A 24162-nucleotide genomic window follows, 5' to 3' on the forward strand; every position below is an offset into this window, starting at 1 on the left:
GGCCGGACTCCATGGCTCCCGCTCAGATCCTCGCCTTCCCCATGTCCGAGAACCGCCTGGGCAAGTACAGGCTCATCAAGCTGCTGGCCACGGGCGGGATGGGGGAGGTCTTCCTGGCGCGCCAGGAGGGACCCGCTGGCTTCTCGAAGACGGTGGTGGTCAAGCGCATGCTGACGCATCTGGGGAGGGAGCCGAAATTCGTCGAGATGTTCCTCAACGAGGCGCGGCTCGCTGCGCAGCTCTCGCACCCCAACTGCGTCCAGATCTTCGAGCTGGGAGAGCACCACGGCACCTACTTCATCGCGATGGAGTTCATCCACGGGATGAACCTGCGCGCCATCAAGCGCCGCATGGACGAGCGCCAGATGGATGGGCCCGTGGGCTTCGCCGCATGGATCTGCGCGCAGGCGCTCAAGGGGCTGCACTACGCGCACACGCTCACGGACGAGACCGGACGCTTGCTGAAGCTCGTCCACCGCGACGTGAGCCCGGACAACGTGCTGGTGGGCTTCAACGGGAGCGTCAAGGTGGTGGACTTCGGCATCGCCAAGGCCTCCACGTCCATCTCCACCACGGGCGCCGGGACGGTGAAGGGCAAGTACGCCTATATGGCCCCCGAGCAGCTGAGCGGCCACCCGGCGGATGCGCGCACGGACGTGTACGCCATGGGAGTGGTCCTCTATGAGCTGCTCTCGGGAGAGCGTCCCTTCCAGGGCACCTCGGAGGCCGCGCTCGTCAAGGCCATCATCCAGGACTCGTCCAAGCCGCTGAGAGAGCTGCGGCCGAACATCCCCGCGGAGCTGGAGGAGATCTGCCGCCGCGCCCTCGAGAAGAACCCCCAGGAGCGCTTCCCGACGGCGGAGAGCATGTCGACGGCACTCGAGATCTTCGTGCTCGGCATGGGCGGCGTGGCACAGGAAGAGGTGAAGACGCTGCTGCAGGGCCTGTTCACCGAAGAGGCGGACATGGCCACGGTGATCAGCCCTCGCCATCGGGACGGCGCGCCCTTCGGGCTGCCCACGCCCGAGTCCTTCTCGGGCGTGACACCTTCTTCCGTACAGGTTCCCCCGAAACCGGTACAGCCGCAGGAAGCAGCGACGTCGCAGTGGGTCAACGTGGATATCTCCACCGACTTCGCGGCCTCCGCGGCCGCGGCTCCTGCCCCGGCGGCCTCGCCTTCACCGCCCGCCGAGCCGTCTCCCAACAAGCCCTCGAACAAGCGCTGGCTCTGGCCTGGCGTCAGCGCGCTCATGCTCGTGGTGGCCGTTGGCGCGGCGATGCTCACGCGCCGCGAGGAGCGCGTATCCGAGCCAGCCCCGGCTCCCGCGGCAGTGCCTCCCACCGCGGTGCCAGCCGCGCAACTCCCGCCACCGCAGACCCCGGAACCTCAGGCGCCGGCGGCCCCCACTTCCCCGCCCTCGGCAACGCCTCCTGCCATCGCGGCAGCACAGCCCGCCGTCCCCAGCCCTGAGGCGAAGGAGCCACGCCGCGAGGATGCCGCCGCACCCGCGGCCCACCCCGCACAGCGCACACCGGCTAAACCCTCTACGGGAACCGTGACGCTGCGGGTGAATCCCTGGGCCGAGGTCTTCTACGCGGGCAAGTCGATGGGGGTGACGCCCATGGGGGCCATCGAACTCCCGAGCGGAACGCAGACGCTCACGCTGGTGAACAAGGACCTTGAGGTCGAGAAGAAGGTCAAGGTCGTCGTCCAGCCGCACCGGGGCGTGGTGCTGCGCATCAACCTGCTCGATGGGATGTGAGCGGACAGCTCACTGCAGCACGTAGGCGAGTACGGCTCCCACCGCCGCGGCGGTAGCCACTCCGATGGCCGCGTTGGCCAGGCGCGCATCTCGCCGGGCCTTGTCCTGGCTGGCCAGCGCATCTTCATAGAAGGTGTCCCGATCATTCGCCTGCTTCTCGTGTGAGCGCGCCTGCGAGTCGAAGTAGATCGCTCCGCCCGCGGCCGCCACGCTCGTGCCCGACAGCAACAGGGGGAGCAACACCTTCTTGGGCTCCGGGGCCGGCGCCGTCTGGGTGAGTACCGGTGTCGGACCCGGAGCCGGCGGCTGCAGTTCCACCTTGCGAGGCGCCTCCTGCACCGGAGGAGGCGCCACCGGAGCTGGCGTGGGCTCGGGCTGCGCGGGCGGAGTTTCCGCCACGGGAGCGGCCCGGCCTGGCACGCCTTGCGCGAGCGCATCGAAGAAGGTGATCAACCGGGGGCTCGAGTACGCAGGCAGCTCCACCTTTGGATCGAGTTCGAGCGCCAGGGAGAACGCCTTGCGCGCATCCGTCTCGTTGCCCAGGCTGAACGAGCAGAGCCCCGAGTAGAGCTCGATATCCACCTGCTCGGCGCGGGTGTTGTCCTTCCACCGGCCCGCTTGTTCGAGCCGCTTCAGGCACTTCTCGAACTCGAGGCCCTGGTAGTGAACCTTCGCCTGGGCGAGGAAGGGGTTGGGCTTGGGTGCGGCGAACGCGGGTACCGCGAGGAAGAGGACGAGCAACAGGCCCTGCCAGCTCAGACGCATACCCGCTCCGGATCCGATGAAAACCGGAAGCAATCTACCGCAGCCCTCGCAAGGGCCACAACGCGACATCCTCGGGAAAAAGGAGAACTCAGCGCCCGAGGATGCTCCGGACCACGCCCAGCGCGGGCTTGGGCTGATACTGGATATCAAAGAGGAGTGGCGCGCTCTGGCTCCCCATCGAGTTGTATTTATCGGTGAGCCCCCAGGTCGTCACGCGCGTGCACGCGCGGTGGGCCTGACAGGCGGCCACCATGCCCTGGTAGATCTTCGCTTGCAGTGCCAACCGCTCGGACTCGGGCATGTCGGAGACCTTGGAGAGGTTGACGGTGACCTCGGTCAACTCGGCCTCCAGCCCCGCGCTCTCGAGCCGGGCGATCACCGTCTCGAGCTCTTGCTGGGTCGGGTAGTAATTCGGCGAGACGTGCGCCTGCATCCCGATGCCGTCGATGGGGATTCCCTGCGCCTTGAGCGCGACGGCCATGTCGTAGATCGCGGCGGCCTTGGCGTTGGGCTTCTCTGCGGAGAAGTCGTTGTAGAAGAGCCTGGCGGCGGGATCGGCCTGGTGCGCCGCCTTGAAGGCCAGGGCGATGTACTCAGGGCCGATGGTGTCCATCCAGAGGTTGCTGCGCATCGCCCCATTGTCGTCGATGGCTTCGTTCACGACGTCCCACTCGGGGATGCGGCCGCGGTAGTGCCCCACCACGGTCGTCACATACGTCTCGAGCACCTGGATGAGCTCCTCGCGCGTCCAGGTCTTCGAGGTGAGCCATGAGGGCAGCGAGTTGCCCCAGATGAGGGTATGGCCGCGAACCGTCTTGCCGTTCTGCTCCGCGAAGGCCACCAACCGGTCCGCGTTGGCGAACTCGAACTGGCCTTCCTTGGGCTGAAGCTGGGCGATCTTCATCTCATACTCGGGGGTCAACGAGTCGAACCAGGCCAGGAAGGTCTGCTGATAGAGGGGCTCGTTCGGATTGAAGAGAGGCCCCTGGTTGGTAGCGGCGCCCAGGCGCACCTGCCGCCGCATCGGAATGGCCTGCACGGGGCCGAAGTGCGCGGTGTGAGTGTCATCCTCGTAGCTCGGGAGGACCTGCCAGATGCCGACGGGATCGAGCATCCGCGTCCGAGCGAAAGCCTCGAGTTGCACCGTCTCGCCCGGACCGAGCGTCTGCGGACCGAGCACGGGCTCGAAGTCCACCACGGGTCCTTCGGAGAGGGTGGATCCCGGAGGCCGTGCCGTGAGGAGCAGCCGAGGCAGTGTCACGGCTTGGGTGCTGGTGTTGGTGAAGGAGGCCGAGGCGCGGAGGGTGTCTCCGACCACGCCGCCGCTCAGGGGAAAGGCGAGCGACATGCCGATGGGGAGTTCCGGACGGGGCTGGCTCACGTTCACCAGCACCGCGGTGAGTGCGAGGTTGCCCCCACTGTCCGTGACGCGCACCGTCAACGTGTGGAAGCCCTCCGAGACGGAGGAGGTGTCCCAGAGGTAGCTCCACTCCGTCGTTCCGGAGGCCGGCTCGAAGGAGCCCTTGTCCACCTGGACCTCGACCGCACTGACCTCCTGGTCGTCCGAGGCCTCGCCGCGCACCTCCACCGAGCCACTCACGACGGCCGCAGACGAAGGCCACGTGAGGGAGAGCTGAGGTGCAGTGCGATCCACAGGCTCGTCGGGAGAAGGCTTCCCCCCGCACGCCACCCCCAGAACGACAACCAGACACCCGAGAGCCCATCTGCACTGCATGCCGTTGCACCTTCAGCCCCGGAGCGGGGCGCGCTGGAGAGCGTTCGACCGCCTGCTTCCCTTCTGCGAGCAGGAAACCGCGGTGTGCGGTGCGTAAAACATGCCAGGAGGGCGTTCCCGAGCGGGGCGGGTGTCCGAAGGGACAGCGACCGTGCCGCGTCCGCATGGTGGCATGCAGCTTTGGCGTGCCGCTCTGGCATGGCCCGAGGGGGTGCCGGCTCACGTTGGTGGACGTTGTGCGTGCACAGCCCCTATGGAAGGCTTCTGGCGACACATGAGCAAGGCCAGCGAGGTCGGCGTTTCGACCGCCGTCAACGAGGGGGGACCCAGCACCCGCCGGGAACATCCGCCGGTGCTCGAGAGCGCTTATCTGCTTGTGTTCGAGAGCGACTCGTCACGGATCGTGCATCTTCCCTCTTCGGGCGAGGTGCTGATCGGCCGAGCGGAGAATGCCCAGGTGAGGCTGCAAGACACGGCCATCTCCCGCTCGCACGCCCGGCTCCTGGTAAGCGGAGACGAGGCCTATGTCGCCGATCTGGGGAGCCAGAACGGCACGCTGGTGAATGGAGAGCGCATCCACGCTCCGCGGCTGTTGATCTCGGGAGACGTGATCAGCCTGTGCGGGGTGACGCTGATCTTCCACGGGCGTACGGGTCCGCGGACGCGGCGGCCCCCACTGGAACTGGGGCGTTTCCGCCAGCGCGTGGAGGAAGAGTTGGAGCGCGCTGTCCGATATGGGCGGCCCGTCACCCTGGTGACGCTGCTGTGCCAGGAGGGGCTGGACGACGCGGCCGCGACGGCCATCGCGGGGCAGTTGCGCTTCATCGACGTGCTCGGGCGAGCCGGCAACGGGCAATTGCTCATCCTTTTGCCCGAGGTGGGCGGAGAAGCGGCGGGAACGGTCGTGGCCCGGCTGGTGGGGGCGCGTGGGGGTGGCGAGTGGAGGGCGGGCTTCGCTTGCTACCCGTCGGATGGCTGTGACGTGGACACGCTGCTGTCGGGAGCGCGCTCGGCGGCCTCGGCGGCGACGACGGGCCAGGTGGGGGCTGCGGCACAGACCTTCAAGGTCCTGAAGGTGGGAAACGCCTCGGTGGCGGTGGCGGACCCGGCGATGCTGCGGCTCTACGCGCTGGTGGGGAGGCTCGCGAAGGCCGAGCTGCCCGTGCTCGTGCTGGGAGAGACGGGGACGGGCAAGGAGTTGGCAGCCTCGGCGCTCCACCACTGGTCCAGCCGTGCGGGAGGGCCGCTCGTGGCGATGAACTGCGCCGCGCTCCCGGAGGCACTGGTAGAGAGTGAGCTCTTCGGGCACGAGAAGGGAGCCTTCTCCGGCGCGGTGAGCACCAAGGAAGGCCTGCTGGCCACAGCGGACGGAGGGACGCTTTTCCTCGACGAGGTGGGAGAGCTGTCCTTGAGCGTCCAGGCCAAGTTGCTGCGCGTGCTGGACACGCAGCGCTTCACGAGGGTGGGCGGCACGGTGGAGCACACCCTCAACCTGCGCCTCGTCAGCGCCACGAATCGCGATCTCGAGCAGGACGTGAAGGCGGGCCGCTTCCGGCAGGATCTCTACTTCCGGCTGGGCGCGGCCAGGCTGTGGCTGCCGCCGCTGCGGGATCGCAAGCTGGAGGTGCCCATCCTGAGCCAGAAGTTCCTCGAGGAGGCCTGCCAGAAGGTGGGCCGCCCGAGGATGACCATCACAGCGGGTGCGATCGAAGTGCTCTCAGCGCATTCCTGGCCGGGCAACGTCCGCGAACTCAAGAACCTGATGGACTTCATCGCGGCGAGCGTCTCCGAGGACGTGCTGACTCCGGAGCCGCTATGGGAGGCCATCGGGCGCCCGGTCACCTCCAGCTCCTCGCTGGAGACTCCGGAGCCGCGACAGCCAGCCGCCCGATCGCACCCCGAATTCCGGCCCATCGACGAGGAGATCCGGGATCTGGAACGGAGCCGAATCCAGGCGGCACTGACGGCCGCCGGGGGCAACAAGACGCGAGCGGCGGAACTGATCCACATGCCGCTGCGCACCTTCCTCACCAAACTCAAGCGGTATGCAGCAATGGACCCTCAATTCCTATCGGGTATGCCATCGCGCAAGGATTGACGAAGCCAAACTCTGCCCTGGCTCTGCTTGGTGTTTAAGGAAGCTCTTCCACCATCAGCAGACTCTGGCCACGATTCCACCCAAAGTAGTTGGAACCACAAGTCGTGCCGTCGGAGTGCTTCGTCGACGACCAGATAGAAAACGTGTGCGGTCCCGGCGCCAAGTTCTTCACTAAGCACAACTGATTGACGGAATGATGATGATTCTGAGCCGCCGCAGCATTCCCGTTGTATGCATATTGACCATTCGTGCAGTAAGTGGGTAGGCCATCAACATAGAGTTGATAGTATCCCCATCGCCCATTGCAATTCAAAGTTGCTCTAAATGTGTCCGAATATGTGACGAGCAGCGTCTTCCCTGCCGCACCTACCGTGTGTTGTATCTGGCGAGCACCGACCCCTGCCCAATCACCGCTAATCTCACCACTGGCAGTGCCCGCATTGACATATGTGAGATTCTGGCCCGAAATCTCCTCGACCAGCAGCAAGGAGTAGGGGCGTTCCCAACCTATATACGCCTCACTGCCATTAACCGAGCGGAACCATGTTGTAAATGTATGATCACCCGCAGCAACATTCGAGAGCACACAGGTCATGACAAACGGGTGATGGAAATCACCGCCAGTCCCTTGTGCGTCATACTGGATCGTGGAGCAAGTCGTATCCTGACCATCCATCCTGATCAGGATGTAGCCCGATCCCCCATTGGAGTTGTAGCCCGCACGAAATGTGTCAGCCAACGTCACCTTGAGCAAGGTGTTCGCGGTCTGTTTGGTGTAGACGGCGGTTCGTCCAGGCGCGCGCTGGAAGGTCGTGCTCGTTGTCGTCGCAAGACCACCCGCCATGCTGAAACCATATGTGGACGCCGAGTTCAGTTCTTCCACCAGCATCACGGGTTGCGACATGGGGCCGCCAACGAACTCAGTGCCAGCTACAGCATAACCCCAGGTCTCGAACTCGTAGAGCCCCGCCGGGAGGGGGTCTGTGAGACATACTGTCGCGAATGGGAAGTAATATAAACTCGCCCAACCACTCACATTCCAGGTGAGTTGCCGCTGAATACAATCAGCATTCAACACGTAACCGCCATTCATCCTCACTTGATAGTAGCCAGAGCCTCCATTGACGCCATTCCCTACGGCCAGGTTGTCGGAGATGGAGATCTTGAGCCTGGATGAACTGGTCGTCTTGAAAATGCTTGCCTTGCGCCCAGAGGGAAACCAGAAGCCGGCAGGCAACTCGCCCGTGGACGAGACTGCTGGCGACGTGGCCCAGCGCGTCGCATAGAGCGAAATGCCCGAGCAGACATATTGGGTCTGCTTCACCTCGCTCGCATCCAGCGTCCCATTGCCATTGGAGTCCAACCCGCTGCGCACCGCAGTTCCACCCTGCGCGCAATTCGCACCGGCGGGTTCGGGGTCCAGACTCACCAGCGCTAGCGTTCCAGTCGAATTGCCCGGCGCTCCATTGCAGGTATAAGCCGAGGTCGTCACCTCCGAGAGCTCGAGCGTACCGTTGCCGTCGACATCCTGTCCGACGCCAACTCGATTGCCCCCTTGAGCGCAGTTGACGCCCGCCGGCTCGGGATCCACTCGCACCAGCATGCGAGAGCCGTCTCCACCAGAAGCCCCATTGCAGGTGTACGAACTCTGAGTCACCTCGTTGGCGTCCAGATTCTCGTTGCCATTCGTATCGAGCCCGGACTTCACCCATGTGCCGCCGTACTGACAGTGCGTTCCCGGTGGCTCGGGCACGACCTGGACCAACGAAGTCCTCCCATCCTCTCCATCGGTGCCATTCCTCCCAGCCGAGCCGCACGCGACGAGCAGCACTCCCAGAATGCCGCCACCGAGCAGCCTTCCCATTGTCATGTCCAAAGCCCTCTCTGAAAGCTCGCGCATGCCTGTGCCGTCCAGGGCTACCTGAAAGGCAGAGCAGGAGATGCAGCGTCAGTACCCACTCAAGGTATGCGGAGAGAGAGAGGGGTTCTGTACCGCCACGAAAGTACGAACGGAAGATCCGACAGCCATACCCGTGAGTCTGGAGCGCCTCCGGTTGGCGGCTGGAGCCAACTGGTCCTACAACCGTACCAGTGCGCCGAGACCGCGCCGCAGGGAGGTACCCCTCGAAGAGAATGGCAGGGGTCAGCAGAGACGCGTACGGCCATGGATCGTGCGCGAGTTCTCCCAGGTCCCGCGGCTTCAGAATGCCCATTCGGCAGGCGGCCCCTCATGAAGTGCTCGTCCTGCGGCCGGCAGTTTCCGAATGGCATGGTGTTCTGTCCATGGGACGGGCATTCACTCGCTCCCGCTCCCGTCTCGGATCGACGGGGTGATCCCCTGGTAGACCTCCAGGTCAGCGAATACGTCATCCAAGAGCGTATCGGCGCGGGAGGGATGGGAATCGTCTATCGCGCGGTTCAGCCGCTGATCGGCAAGCAGGTGGCAATCAAGGTGCTGAAGGCCGAGTTCGCTGAAGCTGGCGATCTGGTCAAGCGGCTGTTGGTGGAAGCGCAAGTCGTCAACGCCATCCGACACCGCGGCGTCATCGACATCTTCGGCTTCGGACAGCTCCCAGACGGCCGGCCTTATGTAGTGATGGAGCTCCTCCAGGGAGTATCTCTGGACGTCTTCATCCGACAGCGTGGAAGGGTCAAAGCGAATGAGGCTGCGAGAATCCTCGACGAGATGCTGGCCGCGTTGGGGGCAGCCCATCGAGGAGGAGTCATCCACCGCGATCTGAAGCCCGGTAATGTATTTCTCGAGGAGTCCGGTGGCTCCCACTCTGTCAAGCTGCTCGACTTTGGAATCGCCAAGGTGGCGTCGCAGAGCCTGGGCTCACTGACCATGTCAGGTCATGTCCTGGGAACACCGGAGTACATGGCTCCAGAGCAGATCCGAGGGGAACGGGTAGAGCCCACCGCGGATCTCTACGCCGTCGGAGTCATCGCCTTCCAATTGCTCACGGGGAGACGTCCCTTCATTGGAGAGCAGATGCAGGTCATCTTCGCGCAGGTTGAAGAGGAGCCACCAAGGCCTTCGAGCCTCGTGCCTGACCTGCCCGTGGAACTCGAAAGGATCGTGCTGAAGTTGCTCGCCAAGCGACCGTCCCAGCGCTTCCAGTCCACGGAGGCTGTGCGCCAGGAACTCGAAGCATTCCTCCCCCGGCATGGCGGAGATTTGCAGAGGAGCACACGGGCTACCGAAGAGCTCGAATCGTCGCCAACCATCGTCCTTCCAACCCCCCCGTCCATCGTTGGCGTGCTCGCACCCAAGCAGAAGCCATCCGCGCGCTCGACGATATCCAGCCAGTTCGGACACTCGTGGCGGCTGGGAGCAGGAGCCCTCGTCCTAGCTCTCACAACGGGAGGAGTATTGGTGAAGGTGTTCTCTCAAGAGCCACCCTCTTCAGTGCAGGCACCAAAGCCCAAACCTGCACCTGCGGCAGAAACTGCCCACATTGCACCGAGTCCGCCCCCATCAACGCCCGAGCCTGTCGCCCCTATACGGAACGGCGCGGCAGAAGCCGTTGTAGGGACATCCAGAGCTTCTGAGCCTGCTACCGAGGCGAAGGTCAAAACCGAGCCCTCCACGCCGCCTCGGCGTCCAGCCAGGGCTCCCCGGATGCCAGATCCAACTCCCCTTCCGATCGAGAAGGAGCCCCCTGCCACCTCCGGCAAGCACGTTCCTTCACAAGGTCCACGGATGCCGACGCCAACTGGCTTGGCGCCCAATGCGAACCAGCCCACCATGCTCAGCAAGGCTCCTGATCACGAAGCCCTCCAGCAAAGGTTGGCTGATGCAGCGGTGCGGTTGCGCAGAATGGACGAGCGGGCAGTGTCCTCCCCGGCCATGGCTCGGTTGATGGAGATCCAGGGGATGGCCGACCTCGCCACGACCGAAGAGCAACGCACGAAGGCGGCGGCGATGCTGGATGCCTGGGAGCGCAAGTTCCTCCTGCCCCATTGAGGCGCACGTCAGACGGCGGAGATCCTCCCGTCCCCTGCCCCGCTTTGCGCCCCTCTGCAATCCCCAGGAGAATCGTGTCATGGAGAGAAAGTTGGTGTCGATCCGCACCGTCGAGAGCATCACGCCCATCGCCGGTGCTGATCAGATCGTCGCGGCCCGGGTCATGGGCTGGAACGTCGTCGTCAAGAAGGGGGAGTTCCGTCCCGGCGATCCCTGCGTGTTCTTCGAGATCGACAGCCTCCTGCCCCAGGGCGCACCCTGGGCCGAGTTCCTCCGCCCACACGGCTTCCGCGTGAAGACCCTCAAGCTCCGAGGCGTGCTCTCCCAGGGGCTGGCGCTGCCGGTCAACATCCTCTCCGGCGAGGTGCCTCCCGAGGGCACCGACGTCCGCGATCGCCTCGGCGTCACCAAGTTCGAGCCTGCCCTGCCCGACACCCGAGAGGTCGCCGGCCCCTTCCCCGCTGAGATTCCCAAGACGGATGAGATCCGCCTCCAGTCCGCGCTCGGGGTGCTCGACGAGCTGCGAGGCCGGGACTTCTACGTGTCCACCAAGTGCGATGGCACCTCGGCCACCTTCTTCCGGCCGCTCGAGGGTCCGCTCGTCGTCTGCTCGCGCAACTGGGCGCTTCGCCCCAGCTCCAACCCGGTGTGGAGGACCGTCGAGGCACTCCGCCTCGCCGAGGTGCTGCCCCCGGGGCGCGCCATCCAGGGCGAGCTGTGCGGGCCGGGCATCCAGAAGAACCGCCTGGGGCTGGCTTCGGTCGAGCTGCGCGTGTTCAGCGTCTACGACGCACGCCCAGGGGCCGGCTGGTTCCTGCCGTTCCGCGACTTCGTGGCCTTCTGCGCCGAGCACGGTCTCACCTCCGTGCCCATCGAGCAGGTCGTCGAGGGCGAGGCGGCGGCCCGCTTCGAGCACACTCTCGAGCACTGGCTCGAGCGCGCCCGCGGCCTCTACGCCGGCACGAAGAACCGCAAGGAGGGCATCGTGATCCGCCCCCTCGTGGAGACTCCTTCGACCACGCTGAGAGGCCGCCTCTCGTTCAAGGTCATCAACAATGACTACTTGCTGAAGGATGAGGACTGAACGGCCCAGGCAGCGTTGACACTTGGGGTTTTCCTGGTATTCCATCCTACCATGCGAAACCACATTTTCACGATTTGCAGCGTTGCCCTGATCTCCTCCGCCTGCGGTGGCGAGCCTGTCCTGGAAGGCTCGGCCGCAGGCGAGGAGCTGTCGAGCCAGAAGCAGGCCGCCTACGCGGGAGTGAACGGCGACTACTGCCTGGAGAGCCCGTACAACTGCAAGCTCCAGGTTTCGGGCGGCAACCGCGTCCCCACGAACGATCCCGCTGATGACAACTGGGGCCTGGTGTCCGGTGTGCCCATCCGGGATGGCAACGGCACGATCGTGGGCACCAATACCCGGACGAGCTCCGCCTTCAACTACGGCCAGACGCGCACCTTCGCCGGTGAGCTCCATGCCTTCGCGGTGTCGACCTCCAACTCGAGCGCGGGCTGGCTGCCCATCTCCGCCATCCTGGGGCGCACGTCCTTCGAGCAGAAGGTCGGCCACGTCTCCGCGCTGGGCTCGGGGCTGGCCAAGATGGGCTGCTACGAAGTTCGCAACTCGCATGACACCACCCTCGAGATGAAGAAGGTGGTCTACGACAGCACGGCAACCCACGAGCGCGCGGGCGACTATCTGCCGCTGGTCCGAGCCAACGGCCAACGCTCGGTGAACCTCATCTTCAACGTACCGGGCATGGCTCTGGGCGGCCCGGCAGTGGATCACTTCCCCGCAGGCACGAAGTTCCAGCGCCTCGATGTGCCCACCGACTCCGGCGCTCCGTCCATCGACATCCCGCTCTGGGTCGAGGACAGCGCGGGCCGCTACCGCGTGCAGTCGGGGACGATGAAGTTCATCTATGGCTACGTCATCGCGGCCACCACCACCAAGCGCAATGGATGGATGGCATATGACACGCTCCAGGTGAGCTCCGGCTGTCCCTGAGTGTTGGGAGCCGTGCGCGAAGAATTCACGCGCATGAGTAGTGACTTGGGAGCAGTGAGAAATACCACTTAGGTGGTAACGCCCGGAGAGCACACTGTCTTTAAAGTGGTGACCGTTACTGCCATGCAGCAAAGAAGTCCCTGCAGGACCGCAGTGACTTTCACCCATCCCGCGACGCACTCCTATGTCCTCTGCTCAGCAATCCCAGACAGATCCCGGCGATGGCTCAACGCCGTCAGGCACGTTCTTCGTGGGCTTGGGCATGCCCTCGATCATCCGAATCCCGGTTCCTGGAACAAACGGGCTCTTCATCGAGTTCTCGCCTCGCGGCTATGTACCTAAAACAGGCTCGACCAGCACCGTGTTCATTCAGGACGTGGCAGGCAAGCGCCATCTGCGACTCGACTACGGGTACAACAAAACCACGAATTCCTTCAACTACCATTGGAATCAACAGGGCACCGCGCAGGTGTTCGGCATCACGAACCATTCGCCTGCCGGTAACATGGGCAAGGCTCTCTATAACGCCGCCAAGGTTTTCAAATACGCCGGACGCACCTTGGTTATCGTCGGCGCGGTGACGGATGTGTACTCGATTGTCGTCGCCAAGAAGCGACTTCGGCAGGTCATCAAGGTCGCCTCTGGATGGGCTGGCGCGGCGTTGGGCACGGAGGTTGGCGGCGAGTTCGGTGCGGGAGTCGGAACGGTGATCGAGCCCGGTGGAGGCACCGTGGTAGGTGGGGTTGTGGGCGGAGTAATTGGTGGGATCGGAGGATATTTCGGAGCCTCGTGGGCGGCGGGCCAAGGGTACGATTACATTGAAGAGACGTATTTCGAGAAGGTGCCGGAGGGCGGATGACAGGTGGCCACGAGGCCAGCACGGGACATCAGGCGCCGCAGGTCGTGGCGTTGATCCTGACGCATGCCCCGCCACCTCCCCTGGCCGGTCCCCCTGTCGGCTCACGCCTGCCTCTCGATGAAGCGATGGTGGGCTGGGTCATGAGCCGCGACAGCGTCGACGCGGCCGTGCCCGAGGACGTTCAGCGAATCCTCGCCGCCACCTTGTGCCACACGGGCTTGGTCACGTTCCTGGACTCCACTGTCGATCTGGCTCCGGGCGCTCCATGGAGGACCGTGACTGGCGGCTCTGCACGACTGATTGCACCGACTCGACTCCAGGCGCTTCTACGACGCCCCGCATTTCCACTTCGCTGCACCCGCGATCCCGAGCTGGTGCGGAAGCTCTTCCGTGATCCAACGTTCTCCTGGCTCCAGGGAGGACAATTCGCGCTGGTCTCCCATCTCGAAGAAGCACCACTCGAGCTGGATTACCCGCTCGTCGACGCGGCTTTCAACTCAAACCGGGTGGAGGAAATCTTCGGCGCTATAAAAGACCCACTCCTAGTGTGGATGCGTCCTGGCCCTGATGGCGATTTCGCGCACTTCGTCGTTCGGCGCGAGGCAGCTCCACGAGTGTGGGAGCGACTAACAAAGTCGTGCGCGGAAATGTCGATCCCCCTGAAGATCCTGGACGGGCCAGCGTTCGGCCAAGTTCGCTGGATTACTCAAGAGGACTGAGGATGAGGATTCGCGAAGGTCCTCTCGCCATACGCCCCGCCGCGCTTCACGGGTGTGCGGTCAGACGCATTGCCGTGCATGAGTGCCTGCGCCCAGCCGACTGTCAACTCAGCGGGAAGCCCTGAAGGGAAGTGTGTTCTCTGGAACTCGCGGATGGACCTTCTCATGACAGGAGGACTCTCCGCGTGGCTGCGTGGATGCATCATAAGTTCACGTCTTCCCCCAGAAGGGGGCTACCGTGAGCCGGGAGCCAGGGAAGCGCCTGCTCTCCTTGCAGGATGAGCTTCGCTCCGCCCTCCGCCCCATGTTCGAGCGTGGCTCCGCAAGCAGCCGGGCCCAGCTCGAGGCCGTCCTCCTCGCCATGGCCGATGGCGTCGTCGTCTTCGACATGGCGGGCAATATCGTCCTCCTCAACGACGCGGAGGCCCACATCCACGGCTTCATGAGCGCCACGGAGATGCAGCGCGATCTCGCCTTCTTCGCGGAACACTATGAGCTCTCTTCCGATGACCAGCAGCCTCTCCCTATAGAGGAGTGGCCGGTCTCCCGGGCCCTGCGAGGACAGACCTTCACCCACTGGAAGCTCCGCGCCCGGCAGCGCGACACCGGACGGCAGTGGCACCTCCTCTTCAGCGGAGTTCCCGTCCGGGATGAGTCGGGAAAGCAGGTGCTCGCGGTCGTCATCACCCGTGACATCACCGCCCATGTGAACACCCCTGAGCGCCAGCGGACCGAGCAGGCTCTGCGCGCCATTGAGGCCCGAGCGCACCAGGCGGCAGCCAAGGCCGAAGCCGAGAGCCGGCTCCTCGACGCCGTACTCGAAGCCGCCCCCGCCGGCATCGTCGTGGCGGATGCCAGCGGCAGGCTCGTCCGGATGAACCCTGCCAATGAACGCTTGTGGGGACCTGCTCCCTTTTCTTCCAGCGTGGATGAATACCTGGAGTGGAAGGGCTGGTGGGCGGATGGCTCGGAGCGGCACGGGCGCCGCCTGGGTGCTCAGGATTGGGCCATGGCCCGCGCCCTGCGCGGAGAGATCGTTCCCAGCGACATCGTCGAGATCGAGCCGTTCGACGCGCCCGGCACTCGCCGCACCATGCTCAACTCCGCGGCGCCCGTACGAGATGCCACGGGACAGATCCTCGGCGCCGTGGCGGCGCAGATGGACATCACCGCCCGCCTCGAAGCCGAGGCCGCTGTCCGCAGGAGCGAGGAGCGGCACCGGCTCGTCAGCCGCGCCACCAACGATGTGATCTGGGACTGGGATCTCCAGACGGGCCAGCTCGAGTGGAATGAAGCGGTGCTCACCCACTTCGGGTGCACGCCCGAGGAGCTCGGCCCCTCCATCGAAGGCTGGTCCGACCGCATCCACTCGGAAGACCGCAAACGGGTACTCACCAGCATCCACGCGGCCATTGATGGCCATCAGGAGAGCTGGACCGACGAGTATCGCTTCCGCAGGAGCGACGGTTCCTACGCCACGTTTCTCGATCGCGGGTACATCGGCCGGGATGCCTCCGGCAAGGCGGTCCGCATGATCGGCTCCATGCTCGATCTCACCGAGCGCCACCAGACCGAGGCCGCCCTGCTCGAGAGCAAGGAGCGCTTCGAGGCGTTGGCTGACAACATCTCGCAGCTCGCCTGGATGGCGGACGAGACCGGGTGCATCTTCTGGTACAACCAGCGCTGGTTCGACTTCACGGGCACCACACTCGAGGAAATGCAGGACTGGGGCTGGGTGAAGGTCCACCACCCGGATCATGTGCGGCGCGTCGTCGAGAGCTTCAGGCAGCACATCTCCACGGGTGACGTCTGGGAGGACACCTTCCCCCTGCGCAACAAGTCGGGCGAGTACCGATGGTTTCTCACCCGCGCCCGGCCCATTCGCGATGCCTCGGGCCACGTGCGCCGCTGGTTCGGCACCAACACGGACATCACCGCGCAGCTCGAGGCCGAGACGCGGCTGAAAGAGGCCCTGCGCATGCGCGACGAGTTCCTCTCCATCGCCAGCCATGAGTTGAAGACACCGCTCACCTCGCTGAAGCTGCAACTGCACCTGATGCAGCGAGGCCTCGAGCGGGGCGACCCGAGCGCCTCCGCGCCCGAGCGCGTATACAAGCTCGTGGAGCAGTCGAACCGGCAGATCGCTCGACTGGGGCGGCTGATCGACGACATGCTCGACATCGCCCGAATCCAGACGGGCCGCCTCATCATCGAGCCCGCTCGCATGGACGCCGTCGAGCTCGTCCGGGATGTGCTGACACGCCTGGGGCCGCACCTCGCCGAGGCAGGCACTCCCGCCACCATGAACGCGCCCGAGCGGCTCGAGGCGCGCTGGGATCCCTTCCGCATCGAGCAGGTCTTGACGAACCTGCTCACGAATGCCATGCGCTACGGAGACCACAAGCCCATCACCGTGACGCTGCGCTCACGCGAGGGGCGCATCCTGCTCAGCGTCCAAGATCAGGGCCTGGGCATCTCGAAGGAGAGCCAGGAGCGCATCTTCAATCGCTTCGAGCGGGCCATCTCCGCCAGCGACGTATCAGGCCTGGGCCTGGGGCTCTTCATCAGCCGGCAGATCGTGGAAGCGCACGGTGGCTCCATCTGGGTCGAGAGCGAGGGCCCAGGCCGAGGCGCGACGTTCCTCGTCGACCTGCCAGCGGTTCTGCCGGGAGCGGGTTAAGGCGGACACGGGCGCATCTCGAGCTGCCACTCGCCCTGGACGCAGACTCCGCCCAGGCCGCAGCAGGCCGCGCCACAGGACACGCCATCCGGCTCGCACGGGCCTCCTTGCTTGAAGCCTCCCAGCACACAGGCCGCGGGACCTGGCGCCTCGCAGCGGTACGAGGGAGCGGATGGGAGTGGCAGCGCACGCGCCACGCCACTGCACTCGGGCTGGCCGCGCTCGACGCGATAGCTGCAGGCGACTCCCTCCGGATAGATGCAGACGATCCCGGACCTGGGAGAGACGTCCGCTGGCACCTCCCCCGCCTTCGCCGGACAGACTCCCTCGAACTGCGGCGAGCAGCTGCCTCGAGCCCGCGCGTACCACTGCCCCAGGTAGCACTCCGAGATAGTGCCGCACTCCGGCCGCTCGACGTACGTGCAGCGGAGTCCATGCTGCGTACAGGAACTCAGCTCGATCGGAGGCTCGGAGGGACACACCGCGGACTGCGAGGTGCCCCCATCCTCCGTCCCGGCGTCCACCGGTCCTGTTCCCGCATCCGCCGGAGCAGGCTGCTGCACAGGAGGAGCCGGGGACTCCACGGGAGGGGCCGGCCGGGGCGACGCGCACCCCAGGAACAGCAGCACCCCCACGGCAGCCCACCTCCCGGTGCTCATTCCGAGCGCATCGCCTCCACGGGATCCAACCGAGCCGCGCGGTACGCGGGGTAGATGCCGAAGATGAGCCCCACGCCGGAGCTCATGCCCAACGACAGCGCCACCGCCCACGGCGGCACCACCGTGGGGAAGCCCAGCATCCACCTTCCCAGGAACGCCAGCCCGAAGCCCACCGCCACGCCGATGACTCCGCCCACCAGCGCCAGGATCACCGCCTCCGTGGCGAACTGTCCCAGGATGCGCCGCCTGCGCGCCCCCAGCGCCTTGCGGATGCCGATCTCCTTCGTCCGCTCCGTCACCGACACCAGCATGATGTTCAGGATGCCGATGCCGCCCACCACCAGCGACAGCAGGCACACGCCGAAGCCCGCGATGGTGATCACCTGGGAGAGCTGATTGAAGGACTCCGTCATCGACTCGTTGGTGACAACCTCGAAGTTGGCTTCCTCCGTGGGCCCCACATCGCGCCGACGCCGCAGCAGGTTGGTCACCTCGTCCTGCGCCTTCGTCACCAGCGTGGGATCGCGCGCCTGGATGTTCAGATCCAGCGAGCGGTTCTTCCCGTAGAGCGGCTGGAACGTGCGCAGCGGCATGATGACCATGTTGTCCATGCTCATCATCCCCAGGAAGCTGCCTCGCCGCTGCAACACCCCGATGACGGTGAAGGGCCGGCCCTTGATGCGGATCTCGTGGTTGAGCGGATCCGCCCCAGGGAACAGCGCATCGGCCACGTCCACCCCCACCACCGCCACGCTCCGTCCGTCCACCGCCTCCGTGTCCGTGAAGAAGCGCCCGGAGCCGATGGTGATGCCGCTCGTCTCCGGATACTCGGGCGTGGCGCCGTAGACGCGCACCGAGGGCCGCGTCTCCGCGCTGGCGGTGGCCACCTTCTGCCCACCCTCGTCATCCGCGGGCCCCACCGCCCCCACCGAGGGGCACGACTCCACGATGGCGCGCGCGTCGTCCACCGTCAGGTTCGGCCGCTTGGCGTACTTCGCCCAGTTGAAGCGCCCGAACCCCGAGGGCCACTTCGTCGTCTGGAAGGTGTTGGCGCCCAATTGGGACAGATCGCGGTTCACCTTGATGCGCAGGCCCTCGATGAGGGCCATCATCGTGATGACCGTGGTGACGCCGATGACGATGCCCAGCAGCGTCAGCAGCGAGCGCAGCGGGTTGCCCAGGAACGTCCCGAAGGCCAGCCGGAGATTGTCTAAGAAGGCTCGCATGGGTCCGCCCGCTCACTCGTAGCGGAGCGCCTCCACGGGATCGAGGTTCGCCGCGCGCGCCGCCGGCCAGATGCCGAACAGCAACCCCACCAGGGCCGCGAAGCCCACGCCAGCGGCGATGGTGACCACCTGCACATCCGCCGCGAGCGGAGTGATCAGCGACACCACCTTCGCCAGGCCCAGGCCCACCACGGTGCCCAACGTGCCGCCCACCGCCGACACGGCCGAGGCCTCCATGAGGAACTGGATCACGATGGTCTGCTTGCGCGCTCCCAGCGCCCGGCGGATGCCGATCTCCCGCGTCCGCTCGCGCACGGACACGAGCATGATGTTCATGATGCCGATGCCGCCCACCAACAGCGTGATGAGACCCACCCCCACCGCCACGCCGTAGAGCGCGCCCGTGAGCTGCTGGTAGGTGTTGGCCAGCATCTCCGGCCGGTTGATGGAGAAGTCGTCCGGCGCTCCAGCTGGCGTGCCTCGCAGGCGCCGCATGATGCCCACGAGCTGATCCTCCGCCTTCTTCACGTCCTCCGCGCTCGTCACCGCCATGGAGATACTGAACGGGCGCTGCTTGCCGAACGCCGCGTAGAACGTCTTGAAGGGGACGAGCACCACGAGATCCTGGTTGTTGTCCAGGAGCTTCCCCTTGCGAGACAGCGTGCCCACCACCTGGAAGGGCCGGTTCTCGATGCGGATGGTCTGCCCGATGGGGCTGATGTTCGGGAAGAGCCCCGAGGCCACGTCCGCGCCGAGCACCGCCACGGGCCGGTTCGTCTCGTCGTCCGCGTCGGTGATGAAGCGGCCCTGCGTCACCTCGTAGCCGGAGATGGTCAGGTACTCGCCCGTCACGCCGTTGACGCCCACCGTGGACAGCTGCTCCGCGCCATGGGACACGTCCGCCCCGCGCCCGACGAGGGGAGAGATGGCGGTGACGTAGGTGGACTGCGCGCGGATCTGCTCCACCTGCTGCAGGGTGAAGTTCTTGCGATTGCGGTAGATCCACCAGTCGCCGCTGATCACCCAGGGGAACTTGGACACATAGAGCGTGTTCGCGCCGATGGTGGCCAGCTGCTTGTCAAAGGACGCGTTGAGCCCCTGGATGATGCCGACGATGGCCAGCAGCGTGGCCACGCCGATGCCGATACCCACCGTGGTGAGCACTGTGCGCATCCGATTGGCCTTCAGCGAGAAGAGCGCGATGCGCCCTCCCTCCAGCACGTCGATGCGAAAGGTGCTCATGCGCCACCCGCAGCCTGGGCCAGGGGCAGCTCGCGATCCGCGAGCGCCACCTCACGGCCAGGCCCATCCGCCACCACCTCTCCGTCGCTCAGGCGCACCGCTCGCGGGCAACGCGCCGCCAGCTTGGGCTCGTGCGTCACCAGCACCAGCGTGTGCCCCGCACGGTGAAGCTCCTCGAAGAGCCGGACGATCTCCTCGCCCGTGGCCGAGTCCAGGTTGCCCGTGGGCTCGTCCGCCAGGAGCATGGAGGGCTCGGCCACCAGCGCCCGCGCAATGGCCACGCGCTGACGCTGACCGCCGGACAGCTCATTGGGCCGGTGGTGCATGCGGTGGCCCAGGCCAACCTTCTCCAGCGCCGCCCTCGCCTTCTCGCGCCGCTCGCGCGCTGGCATCCCGCGGTAGACCAGTGGCAGCTCCACGTTGGACTGCGCCGTCTCCTTCGGCAGCAGCTGGAAGGTCTGGAAGATGAAACCGATTTCCTTATTGCGGATGATCGCCAGCTCGTCATCGCTCATGCGCGAGACGTCCTTCCCGTTGAGGAAGTAGTGGCCGCTGCTGGGCGTGTCCAGGCAGCCCAGGAGGTTCATCAGCGTCGTCTTCCCCGAGCCGGACTGGCCGATGATGGCCACCCACTCGCCTCGGGCGATGCCGAACGAAACCCCTCGCAGCGCCCGCACCTCTTCACCGCCCACGGAGAAGACGCGGGTGATGTTCTGAAGCTGGATGAGCCGGCCGTCGCTGATGCCACTCTCTACCGTCACGACTTCCCCCCACCCTTCATCCCCCCAGGACCGCCCGCCTTCGGCTCGCTGACGGCGGCGCCATGGGTCAGCTCCTTGGAGAGCGTGCGGTAGGGACCCTCGACGATCTTGTCCCCCTCCTGCAGTCCCTCGAGGATCTCCAGCTCTGTGTCCGAGGCGATGCCCGTGCGCACGCGGCGCACCTGCGCCTTGTTGTCCGAGTCCACCACGAAGACGACCTTGGCCAGCGACTCCGTCTTGCGCTTGGCGGTGAGCCCGCCCTCCACCGGCGGCTTGTAGTCCGGCAGCGTCTTCTCCGAGCGCACCGTCACCGCCTGGATGGGCACCAGCACCGCGTCGTTGTGCGTCTCGGAGGAGATGCGCACCTCCGCGCTCATGCCCGGCAGCACGCCCGGCGGCCGCGAGTCCAGCGCCACGGTGACGGGGAACGTCGTCACCTCCGCCTCCGTACCCGGGTTCTTGATGAGCGCCTTCTGGGCGATCTCCACCACCGAGCCCGGGAACGTCTCGCCCTCGAGCGCGTCCACCGCCACCTCTGCGGGCTGGCCGGGCTTGAGGTGCACCACCTCGTGCTCGCCCACCTCGATCTTCACCTCCATGGCGCTCAGCGCGGCGATCGTCATCACCACGTCCTCGGAGAAGTCCGAACCGCGCACGCGCTCGCCAACCTCACGGGACATCTCGATGACGTTGCCTTCGATGGGCGAGGTGAGCGTCGTCTTCGACAGATCCGTGGACGCCTCGTCATACACGGCGGAGGCCTGCTCGTAGCGCTGGCGCGCCGCCGCGACGCGTGCATCCGCGGTGTCCTTGGCCGCCTTGGCCTGCTCCAGCTCCGCGCCGGACGCCAGCCCCTTGCCCACCAGCCCTTCCACGCGCCCGTACTCGGCGGCGCTGCGCTGGGCTTCCACCTCGGCCACCTGCACATCCGCCTTGGCCGCGTTCTGCGAGGCGCGTGCCTGGTTCACCGAGGCCTCGAAGCGCCGGCGATCGATCTTCCCCAGCACCTGCCCCTTCGTCACCCGGTCCCCCTCCTTCACCGACAGCTCGATCAGATCGCCGGAGAGGTTGGAGGAGATCTTCACCGTGGTGGCCGCCTGCACCTTGCCCGCGCCGGTGATGGTGCGGGTGATGGTGCCCTTGCGAGCCTTGGACATCTGCACCTCGACCGTCGGAGGAGGCCTGTCCTTGAGCCCTCCCGCGGTGATGGCCGCAGCACCCAGGAACAGCACACCAGCGATGACCGCCTTCCACCACTTCATTTCGACTCTCCCGGGCTCAGGGTGCCCATGGCCCGCATCAGCGCGAAGCGAGCAATCTCCACATCCACTCGGTTGCCGAGCAACGTCAACTCCGCCTGGGTGAGCTTGAGCTGCGCGTCGCGCACCTCCAGCGTCGAGCCCGCTCCTGCCTTGAAGCGCTCCTCGGCGAGCGCCAGGCTCTGGGCCGCGGCCTCCCGGTTGTCCGCCGACAACCGCGCCGCCTCGATGCGCGTGACCAGCGCCTCGAGGGCGGAGCGCACCGTGGCGTCCAGCTCCCGCTCGGCCTGCGCCAGGTTCAGCTCGGCCGTCCGCACCGTGGCCTCCGCCCGGGCCACCTGGGCCTTCGTGGCGAAGCCGTTGAAGAGATCCCACTGCAGCACCACCGCACCCGACAGCGTGTCCTGGAGCCGCGGCGCGGTGAGGGGGGTCCCCTCGATCACCTGGCGGGTAGAAGAACCCTGGCGGGAATAGGAGCCCTGGGCCAACAGCCGCGGGATGTAGTCCGCGAAGGCGACGTCCCGGCCCAGCTGCGCGGCACGCACCTGCTCCTGAAGCGCGCGAACCAGGGGACGGCTCTGGCGGGCCTGCGCGACGGAGGTGTCCAGGGCGGGAGCCGGCTCGGGCGCCACTGTGAGAATCCCAGGGTCCTTGGCCAGCAACGGCGTGGTGCCAGGCCGGGCCAGCCACACCGCGAGCTGCGTCTGGTCCTGCACCAGCTGCGCGCGGCGCTGTACCAGGTTGATGCGATCGTTGCCCAGGTTCACCAGCGCGGACAGCTCCTCGCCCCGGCCCACGCGGCCTGCCTGAAAGAGCGCTCGAGCGCGTTCGAGCTGCTCCTGGCTGCGCTGCACGGTGGCCTCCAGCACCTGGATGGTAGCCTGGGAGCGATAGAGGTTGTAGAAGCGGTTGATGGCCTCGAGTTCGGAGGCGTCCGCCTGTTCCGCGGACTGGCCGCGCGTGGCCGCCGCCGTCGCGCCGCTCTGCTCGAGCTGCTTCCAGCGCGCCCGATCATAGATGACCTGGTTCAAGGTCGCCGAGAGATCGTAGCTGCGGCTCGTCGATGAGGGCACCTCTCCAGGCACCTGCACCCACTGTCCCGTGGTCTCGTCCCTCACGGGGGTCAGGATGCGTGAGCGGCCGCTATAGGCACCACCCCCGCTGAGGCTGAAGCTCACCTGCGGCAGCAAGGACGAACGCGCGACGCGGACGTCCTGCTCCGAGCGCTCCACATCCAACAGAGCGAGCAAGGCCTGGGTGTTCTTCCGGCCCTCGGCGCGGACCTCGTCGAGGGTGACGGGGACCACCGCCTCGGCCGGTGCCGCCTGAGAGGTTGGCGCCGCCTGAGTGGCCGAAGCGGGAGCAGCACCCGAAGCAGCCGGGGCATCCTGCGGAGCCTGAGGAGCAGCGGCGAGCACCGCCGCGATCATGAGCGACTTCATCGCCCACCTCCGCCCGGACCACCCTTGCCAGGGGGACCCCCATCGCCCATGGCCGGCAGGCCAATGACGAAGACCCCCACGAACATGGCGTAGAGCACCACGGCCAGCAGCAGCGCCCGGCTCTTGCGCATCCCCGTGGCCGAAGAGAAGCCCAGCCCGAGCAGCCCCACGCTCCAGAGGTTGAAGAAGTCCACCGCGCCCAGCAGCTTCTGGGCCTTGGGAGACAGCCCACCGAGCGCCGCCAGGCTGGAGGGAACCAACGTGGCCACCCGCGCCTCGGTCATCGTGTGCTGGGCCGCGGCGCAGCCAGCGAAGATGAGGTGGTACAGGGCGATGGGAAGCAGGGCGATGGCCGCCACCGTCATCAGCCTCCCGAACGCCGTGGGCGTGCCGAACAGCCACGCGGCGAACCACAGCACCGCCGCCAGCACCAGCACCTGCAGCGGCATGAGGAACACGCCCTTGGCGATGCCCCCCACCAGCGCCTTGCGCGAGGCCGTCTGGATCTCGTCGGCGATCTCGCTCTCGGAGTACCGGCTGATTTCGCCGCTCGTCTCCAATCGTTGGAGGGTGGCCGGCGCCGCATCCCAGCGCATGGCAAAGGCCGTGCCGGACAGCGCCACGGAGAAGCACAAGAAGAGCAGCGGCCACACCCAGCGGCGGGCCTCGATAGCAGCCCCCATCCCGTCGAATGGATCGACGAGGACGCGGGCGGGTTGAGCAAGAGAGGTCATATGGTGAGGGTCAGAAAGATACGCCCCGTTCTTAAACGGACGATAAACCCCGACGCGCCGGTGAGAGGGGCACCCACTCTACGTCGGTTGCTGCCTGCTGATTGCGTGGTCCACGACAGTCGGGCCGCCGAACAGGCGAGCAACCTGCCACATTCCACGGATTTAGCGGGGTTACCCCTACCTTGTAGCGGGCTGTAGCAGAAATTTTGCGACCGGGATCGGGAGGGTGTATTTGCTCGAAT

Annotated in this window: 18 protein-coding genes; 8 read left to right on the forward strand and 10 right to left on the reverse strand. The window is 66.1% G+C overall.

Annotation, left to right across the window (positions count from 1 at the left end):
• Window positions 1–11 precede the first annotated feature (11 nt).
• Complete coding sequence (locus KY501_RS46295; RefSeq protein ID WP_224371359.1) at window positions 12–1763, forward strand: serine/threonine protein kinase; 1752 nt, start codon at window positions 12–14, stop codon at window positions 1761–1763.
• A gap of 9 nt (window positions 1764–1772) precedes the next feature.
• Here the strand turns inward: KY501_RS46295 and KY501_RS46300 are convergent, their stop codons facing one another.
• The gene (locus tag KY501_RS46300; protein WP_224371361.1) at window positions 1773–2528 is read right to left on the reverse strand and encodes a hypothetical protein; all 756 of its coding nucleotides are present in this window, start codon (window positions 2526–2528) and stop codon (window positions 1773–1775) included.
• An 88-nt stretch (window positions 2529–2616) separates the two neighbouring features.
• A complete protein-coding gene (locus KY501_RS46305; protein ID WP_224371363.1) occupies window positions 2617–4182 on the reverse strand; it encodes an endo-1,4-beta-xylanase in 1566 nt (521 codons plus the stop codon).
• A gap of 355 nt (window positions 4183–4537) precedes the next feature.
• Between KY501_RS46305 and KY501_RS46310 the strand changes: the two genes are divergently transcribed.
• The gene (locus KY501_RS46310; RefSeq protein ID WP_224371365.1) at window positions 4538–6361 is read left to right on the forward strand and encodes a sigma 54-interacting transcriptional regulator; all 1824 of its coding nucleotides are present in this window, start codon (window positions 4538–4540) and stop codon (window positions 6359–6361) included.
• A gap of 34 nt (window positions 6362–6395) precedes the next feature.
• On the opposite strand, the gene KY501_RS46315 is transcribed toward KY501_RS46310, so the two are convergent.
• Entirely contained in the window at window positions 6396–8261 is a 1866-nt protein-coding gene (locus tag KY501_RS46315) for a DUF7151 family protein (protein WP_224371367.1), read from the reverse strand.
• A 369-nt stretch (window positions 8262–8630) separates the two neighbouring features.
• Between KY501_RS46315 and KY501_RS46320 the strand changes: the two genes are divergently transcribed.
• The 6 genes from KY501_RS46320 (at window position 8631) to KY501_RS46345 (ending at window position 16597) form a co-directional block, all read left to right on the forward strand.
• Window positions 8631–10328, forward strand: coding sequence for a serine/threonine-protein kinase (locus KY501_RS46320; RefSeq protein ID WP_224371441.1), 1698 nt, complete (start codon window positions 8631–8633; stop codon window positions 10326–10328).
• Window positions 10329–10407: 79 nt separating this feature from the next.
• Window positions 10408–11412: an RNA ligase (ATP) gene (locus KY501_RS46325; RefSeq protein WP_224371369.1), complete on the forward strand. Its 1005-nt coding sequence runs from the start codon at window positions 10408–10410 to the stop codon at window positions 11410–11412.
• 51 nt (window positions 11413–11463) lie between these two features.
• On the forward strand, window positions 11464–12339 hold the full coding sequence (locus KY501_RS46330) for a hypothetical protein (RefSeq protein ID WP_224371371.1): 876 nt from the start codon (window positions 11464–11466) through the stop codon (window positions 12337–12339).
• 262 nt (window positions 12340–12601) lie between these two features.
• Window positions 12602–13198 carry a hypothetical protein gene (locus tag KY501_RS46335; RefSeq protein WP_224371373.1) on the forward strand — a complete coding sequence of 199 codons (597 nt, stop codon included), beginning with the start codon at window positions 12602–12604 and terminating at the stop codon, window positions 13196–13198.
• Complete coding sequence (locus tag KY501_RS46340) at window positions 13195–13917, forward strand: hypothetical protein (protein WP_224371375.1); 723 nt, start codon at window positions 13195–13197, stop codon at window positions 13915–13917. Before KY501_RS46335 ends, KY501_RS46340 begins: the two co-directional genes overlap by 4 nt.
• Before the next feature lie 238 nt (window positions 13918–14155).
• Window positions 14156–16597 (forward strand): PAS domain-containing sensor histidine kinase, encoded by a 2442-nt coding sequence (locus KY501_RS46345; protein ID WP_224371377.1) that lies wholly within the window; start codon window positions 14156–14158, stop codon window positions 16595–16597.
• Here KY501_RS46345 and KY501_RS46350 read toward each other — a convergent pair.
• The 7 genes from KY501_RS46350 to KY501_RS46380 are packed head-to-tail and all read right to left on the reverse strand — an operon-like array spanning window position 16594 to window position 23920.
• Window positions 16594–17256, reverse strand: coding sequence for a hypothetical protein (locus KY501_RS46350; RefSeq protein WP_224371379.1), 663 nt, complete (start codon window positions 17254–17256; stop codon window positions 16594–16596). The two genes, KY501_RS46345 and KY501_RS46350, sit on opposite strands and share 4 nt — an antisense overlap.
• Window positions 17253–18482, reverse strand: coding sequence for an ABC transporter permease (locus KY501_RS46355; RefSeq protein ID WP_224371381.1), 1230 nt, complete (start codon window positions 18480–18482; stop codon window positions 17253–17255). Before KY501_RS46355 ends, KY501_RS46350 begins: the two co-directional genes overlap by 4 nt.
• A gap of 12 nt (window positions 18483–18494) precedes the next feature.
• A complete protein-coding gene (locus KY501_RS46360; RefSeq protein ID WP_224371383.1) occupies window positions 18495–19724 on the reverse strand; it encodes an ABC transporter permease in 1230 nt (409 codons plus the stop codon).
• The gene (locus tag KY501_RS46365; RefSeq protein WP_373691725.1) at window positions 19721–20467 is read right to left on the reverse strand and encodes an ABC transporter ATP-binding protein; all 747 of its coding nucleotides are present in this window, start codon (window positions 20465–20467) and stop codon (window positions 19721–19723) included. The genes KY501_RS46360 and KY501_RS46365 overlap by 4 nt, the downstream gene beginning before the upstream one ends.
• A gap of 14 nt (window positions 20468–20481) precedes the next feature.
• The gene (locus KY501_RS46370; RefSeq protein WP_224371387.1) at window positions 20482–21747 is read right to left on the reverse strand and encodes an efflux RND transporter periplasmic adaptor subunit; all 1266 of its coding nucleotides are present in this window, start codon (window positions 21745–21747) and stop codon (window positions 20482–20484) included.
• Window positions 21744–23186 (reverse strand): TolC family protein, encoded by a 1443-nt coding sequence (locus KY501_RS46375; protein ID WP_224371389.1) that lies wholly within the window; start codon window positions 23184–23186, stop codon window positions 21744–21746. The genes KY501_RS46370 and KY501_RS46375 overlap by 4 nt, the downstream gene beginning before the upstream one ends.
• Window positions 23183–23920 carry a YIP1 family protein gene (locus KY501_RS46380; RefSeq protein ID WP_224371391.1) on the reverse strand — a complete coding sequence of 246 codons (738 nt, stop codon included), beginning with the start codon at window positions 23918–23920 and terminating at the stop codon, window positions 23183–23185. Before KY501_RS46380 ends, KY501_RS46375 begins: the two co-directional genes overlap by 4 nt.
• Between the last annotated feature and the right edge of the window lie 242 nt (window positions 23921–24162).

It is taken from the genome of Hyalangium versicolor (assembly GCF_020103695.1).
In the GTDB taxonomy this organism is placed as follows: domain Bacteria; phylum Myxococcota; class Myxococcia; order Myxococcales; family Myxococcaceae; genus Hyalangium; species Hyalangium versicolor.

Coding starts and splice junctions, on each gene's coding strand:
- KY501_RS46350 (WP_224371379.1), bottom strand. CDS start 17,256: ATGAGCACCGGGAGGTGGGCTGCCGTGGGGGTGCTGCTGTTCCTGGGG.
- KY501_RS46320 (WP_224371441.1), top strand. CDS start 8,631: ATGGTGTTCTGTCCATGGGACGGGCATTCACTCGCTCCCGCTCCCGTC.
- KY501_RS46325 (WP_224371369.1), top strand. CDS start 10,408: ATGGAGAGAAAGTTGGTGTCGATCCGCACCGTCGAGAGCATCACGCCC.
- KY501_RS46300 (WP_224371361.1), bottom strand. CDS start 2,528: ATGCGTCTGAGCTGGCAGGGCCTGTTGCTCGTCCTCTTCCTCGCGGTA.
- KY501_RS46335 (WP_224371373.1), top strand. CDS start 12,602: ATGCCCTCGATCATCCGAATCCCGGTTCCTGGAACAAACGGGCTCTTC.
- KY501_RS46340 (WP_224371375.1), top strand. CDS start 13,195: ATGACAGGTGGCCACGAGGCCAGCACGGGACATCAGGCGCCGCAGGTC.
- KY501_RS46295 (WP_224371359.1), top strand. CDS start 12: ATGGCTCCCGCTCAGATCCTCGCCTTCCCCATGTCCGAGAACCGCCTG.
- KY501_RS46355 (WP_224371381.1), bottom strand. CDS start 18,482: ATGCGAGCCTTCTTAGACAATCTCCGGCTGGCCTTCGGGACGTTCCTG.
- KY501_RS46315 (WP_224371367.1), bottom strand. CDS start 8,261: ATGCGCGAGCTTTCAGAGAGGGCTTTGGACATGACAATGGGAAGGCTG.
- KY501_RS46310 (WP_224371365.1), top strand. CDS start 4,538: ATGAGCAAGGCCAGCGAGGTCGGCGTTTCGACCGCCGTCAACGAGGGG.
- KY501_RS46370 (WP_224371387.1), bottom strand. CDS start 21,747: ATGAAGTGGTGGAAGGCGGTCATCGCTGGTGTGCTGTTCCTGGGTGCT.
- KY501_RS46360 (WP_224371383.1), bottom strand. CDS start 19,724: ATGAGCACCTTTCGCATCGACGTGCTGGAGGGAGGGCGCATCGCGCTC.
- KY501_RS46375 (WP_224371389.1), bottom strand. CDS start 23,186: ATGAAGTCGCTCATGATCGCGGCGGTGCTCGCCGCTGCTCCTCAGGCT.
- KY501_RS46380 (WP_224371391.1), bottom strand. CDS start 23,920: ATGACCTCTCTTGCTCAACCCGCCCGCGTCCTCGTCGATCCATTCGAC.
- KY501_RS46330 (WP_224371371.1), top strand. CDS start 11,464: ATGCGAAACCACATTTTCACGATTTGCAGCGTTGCCCTGATCTCCTCC.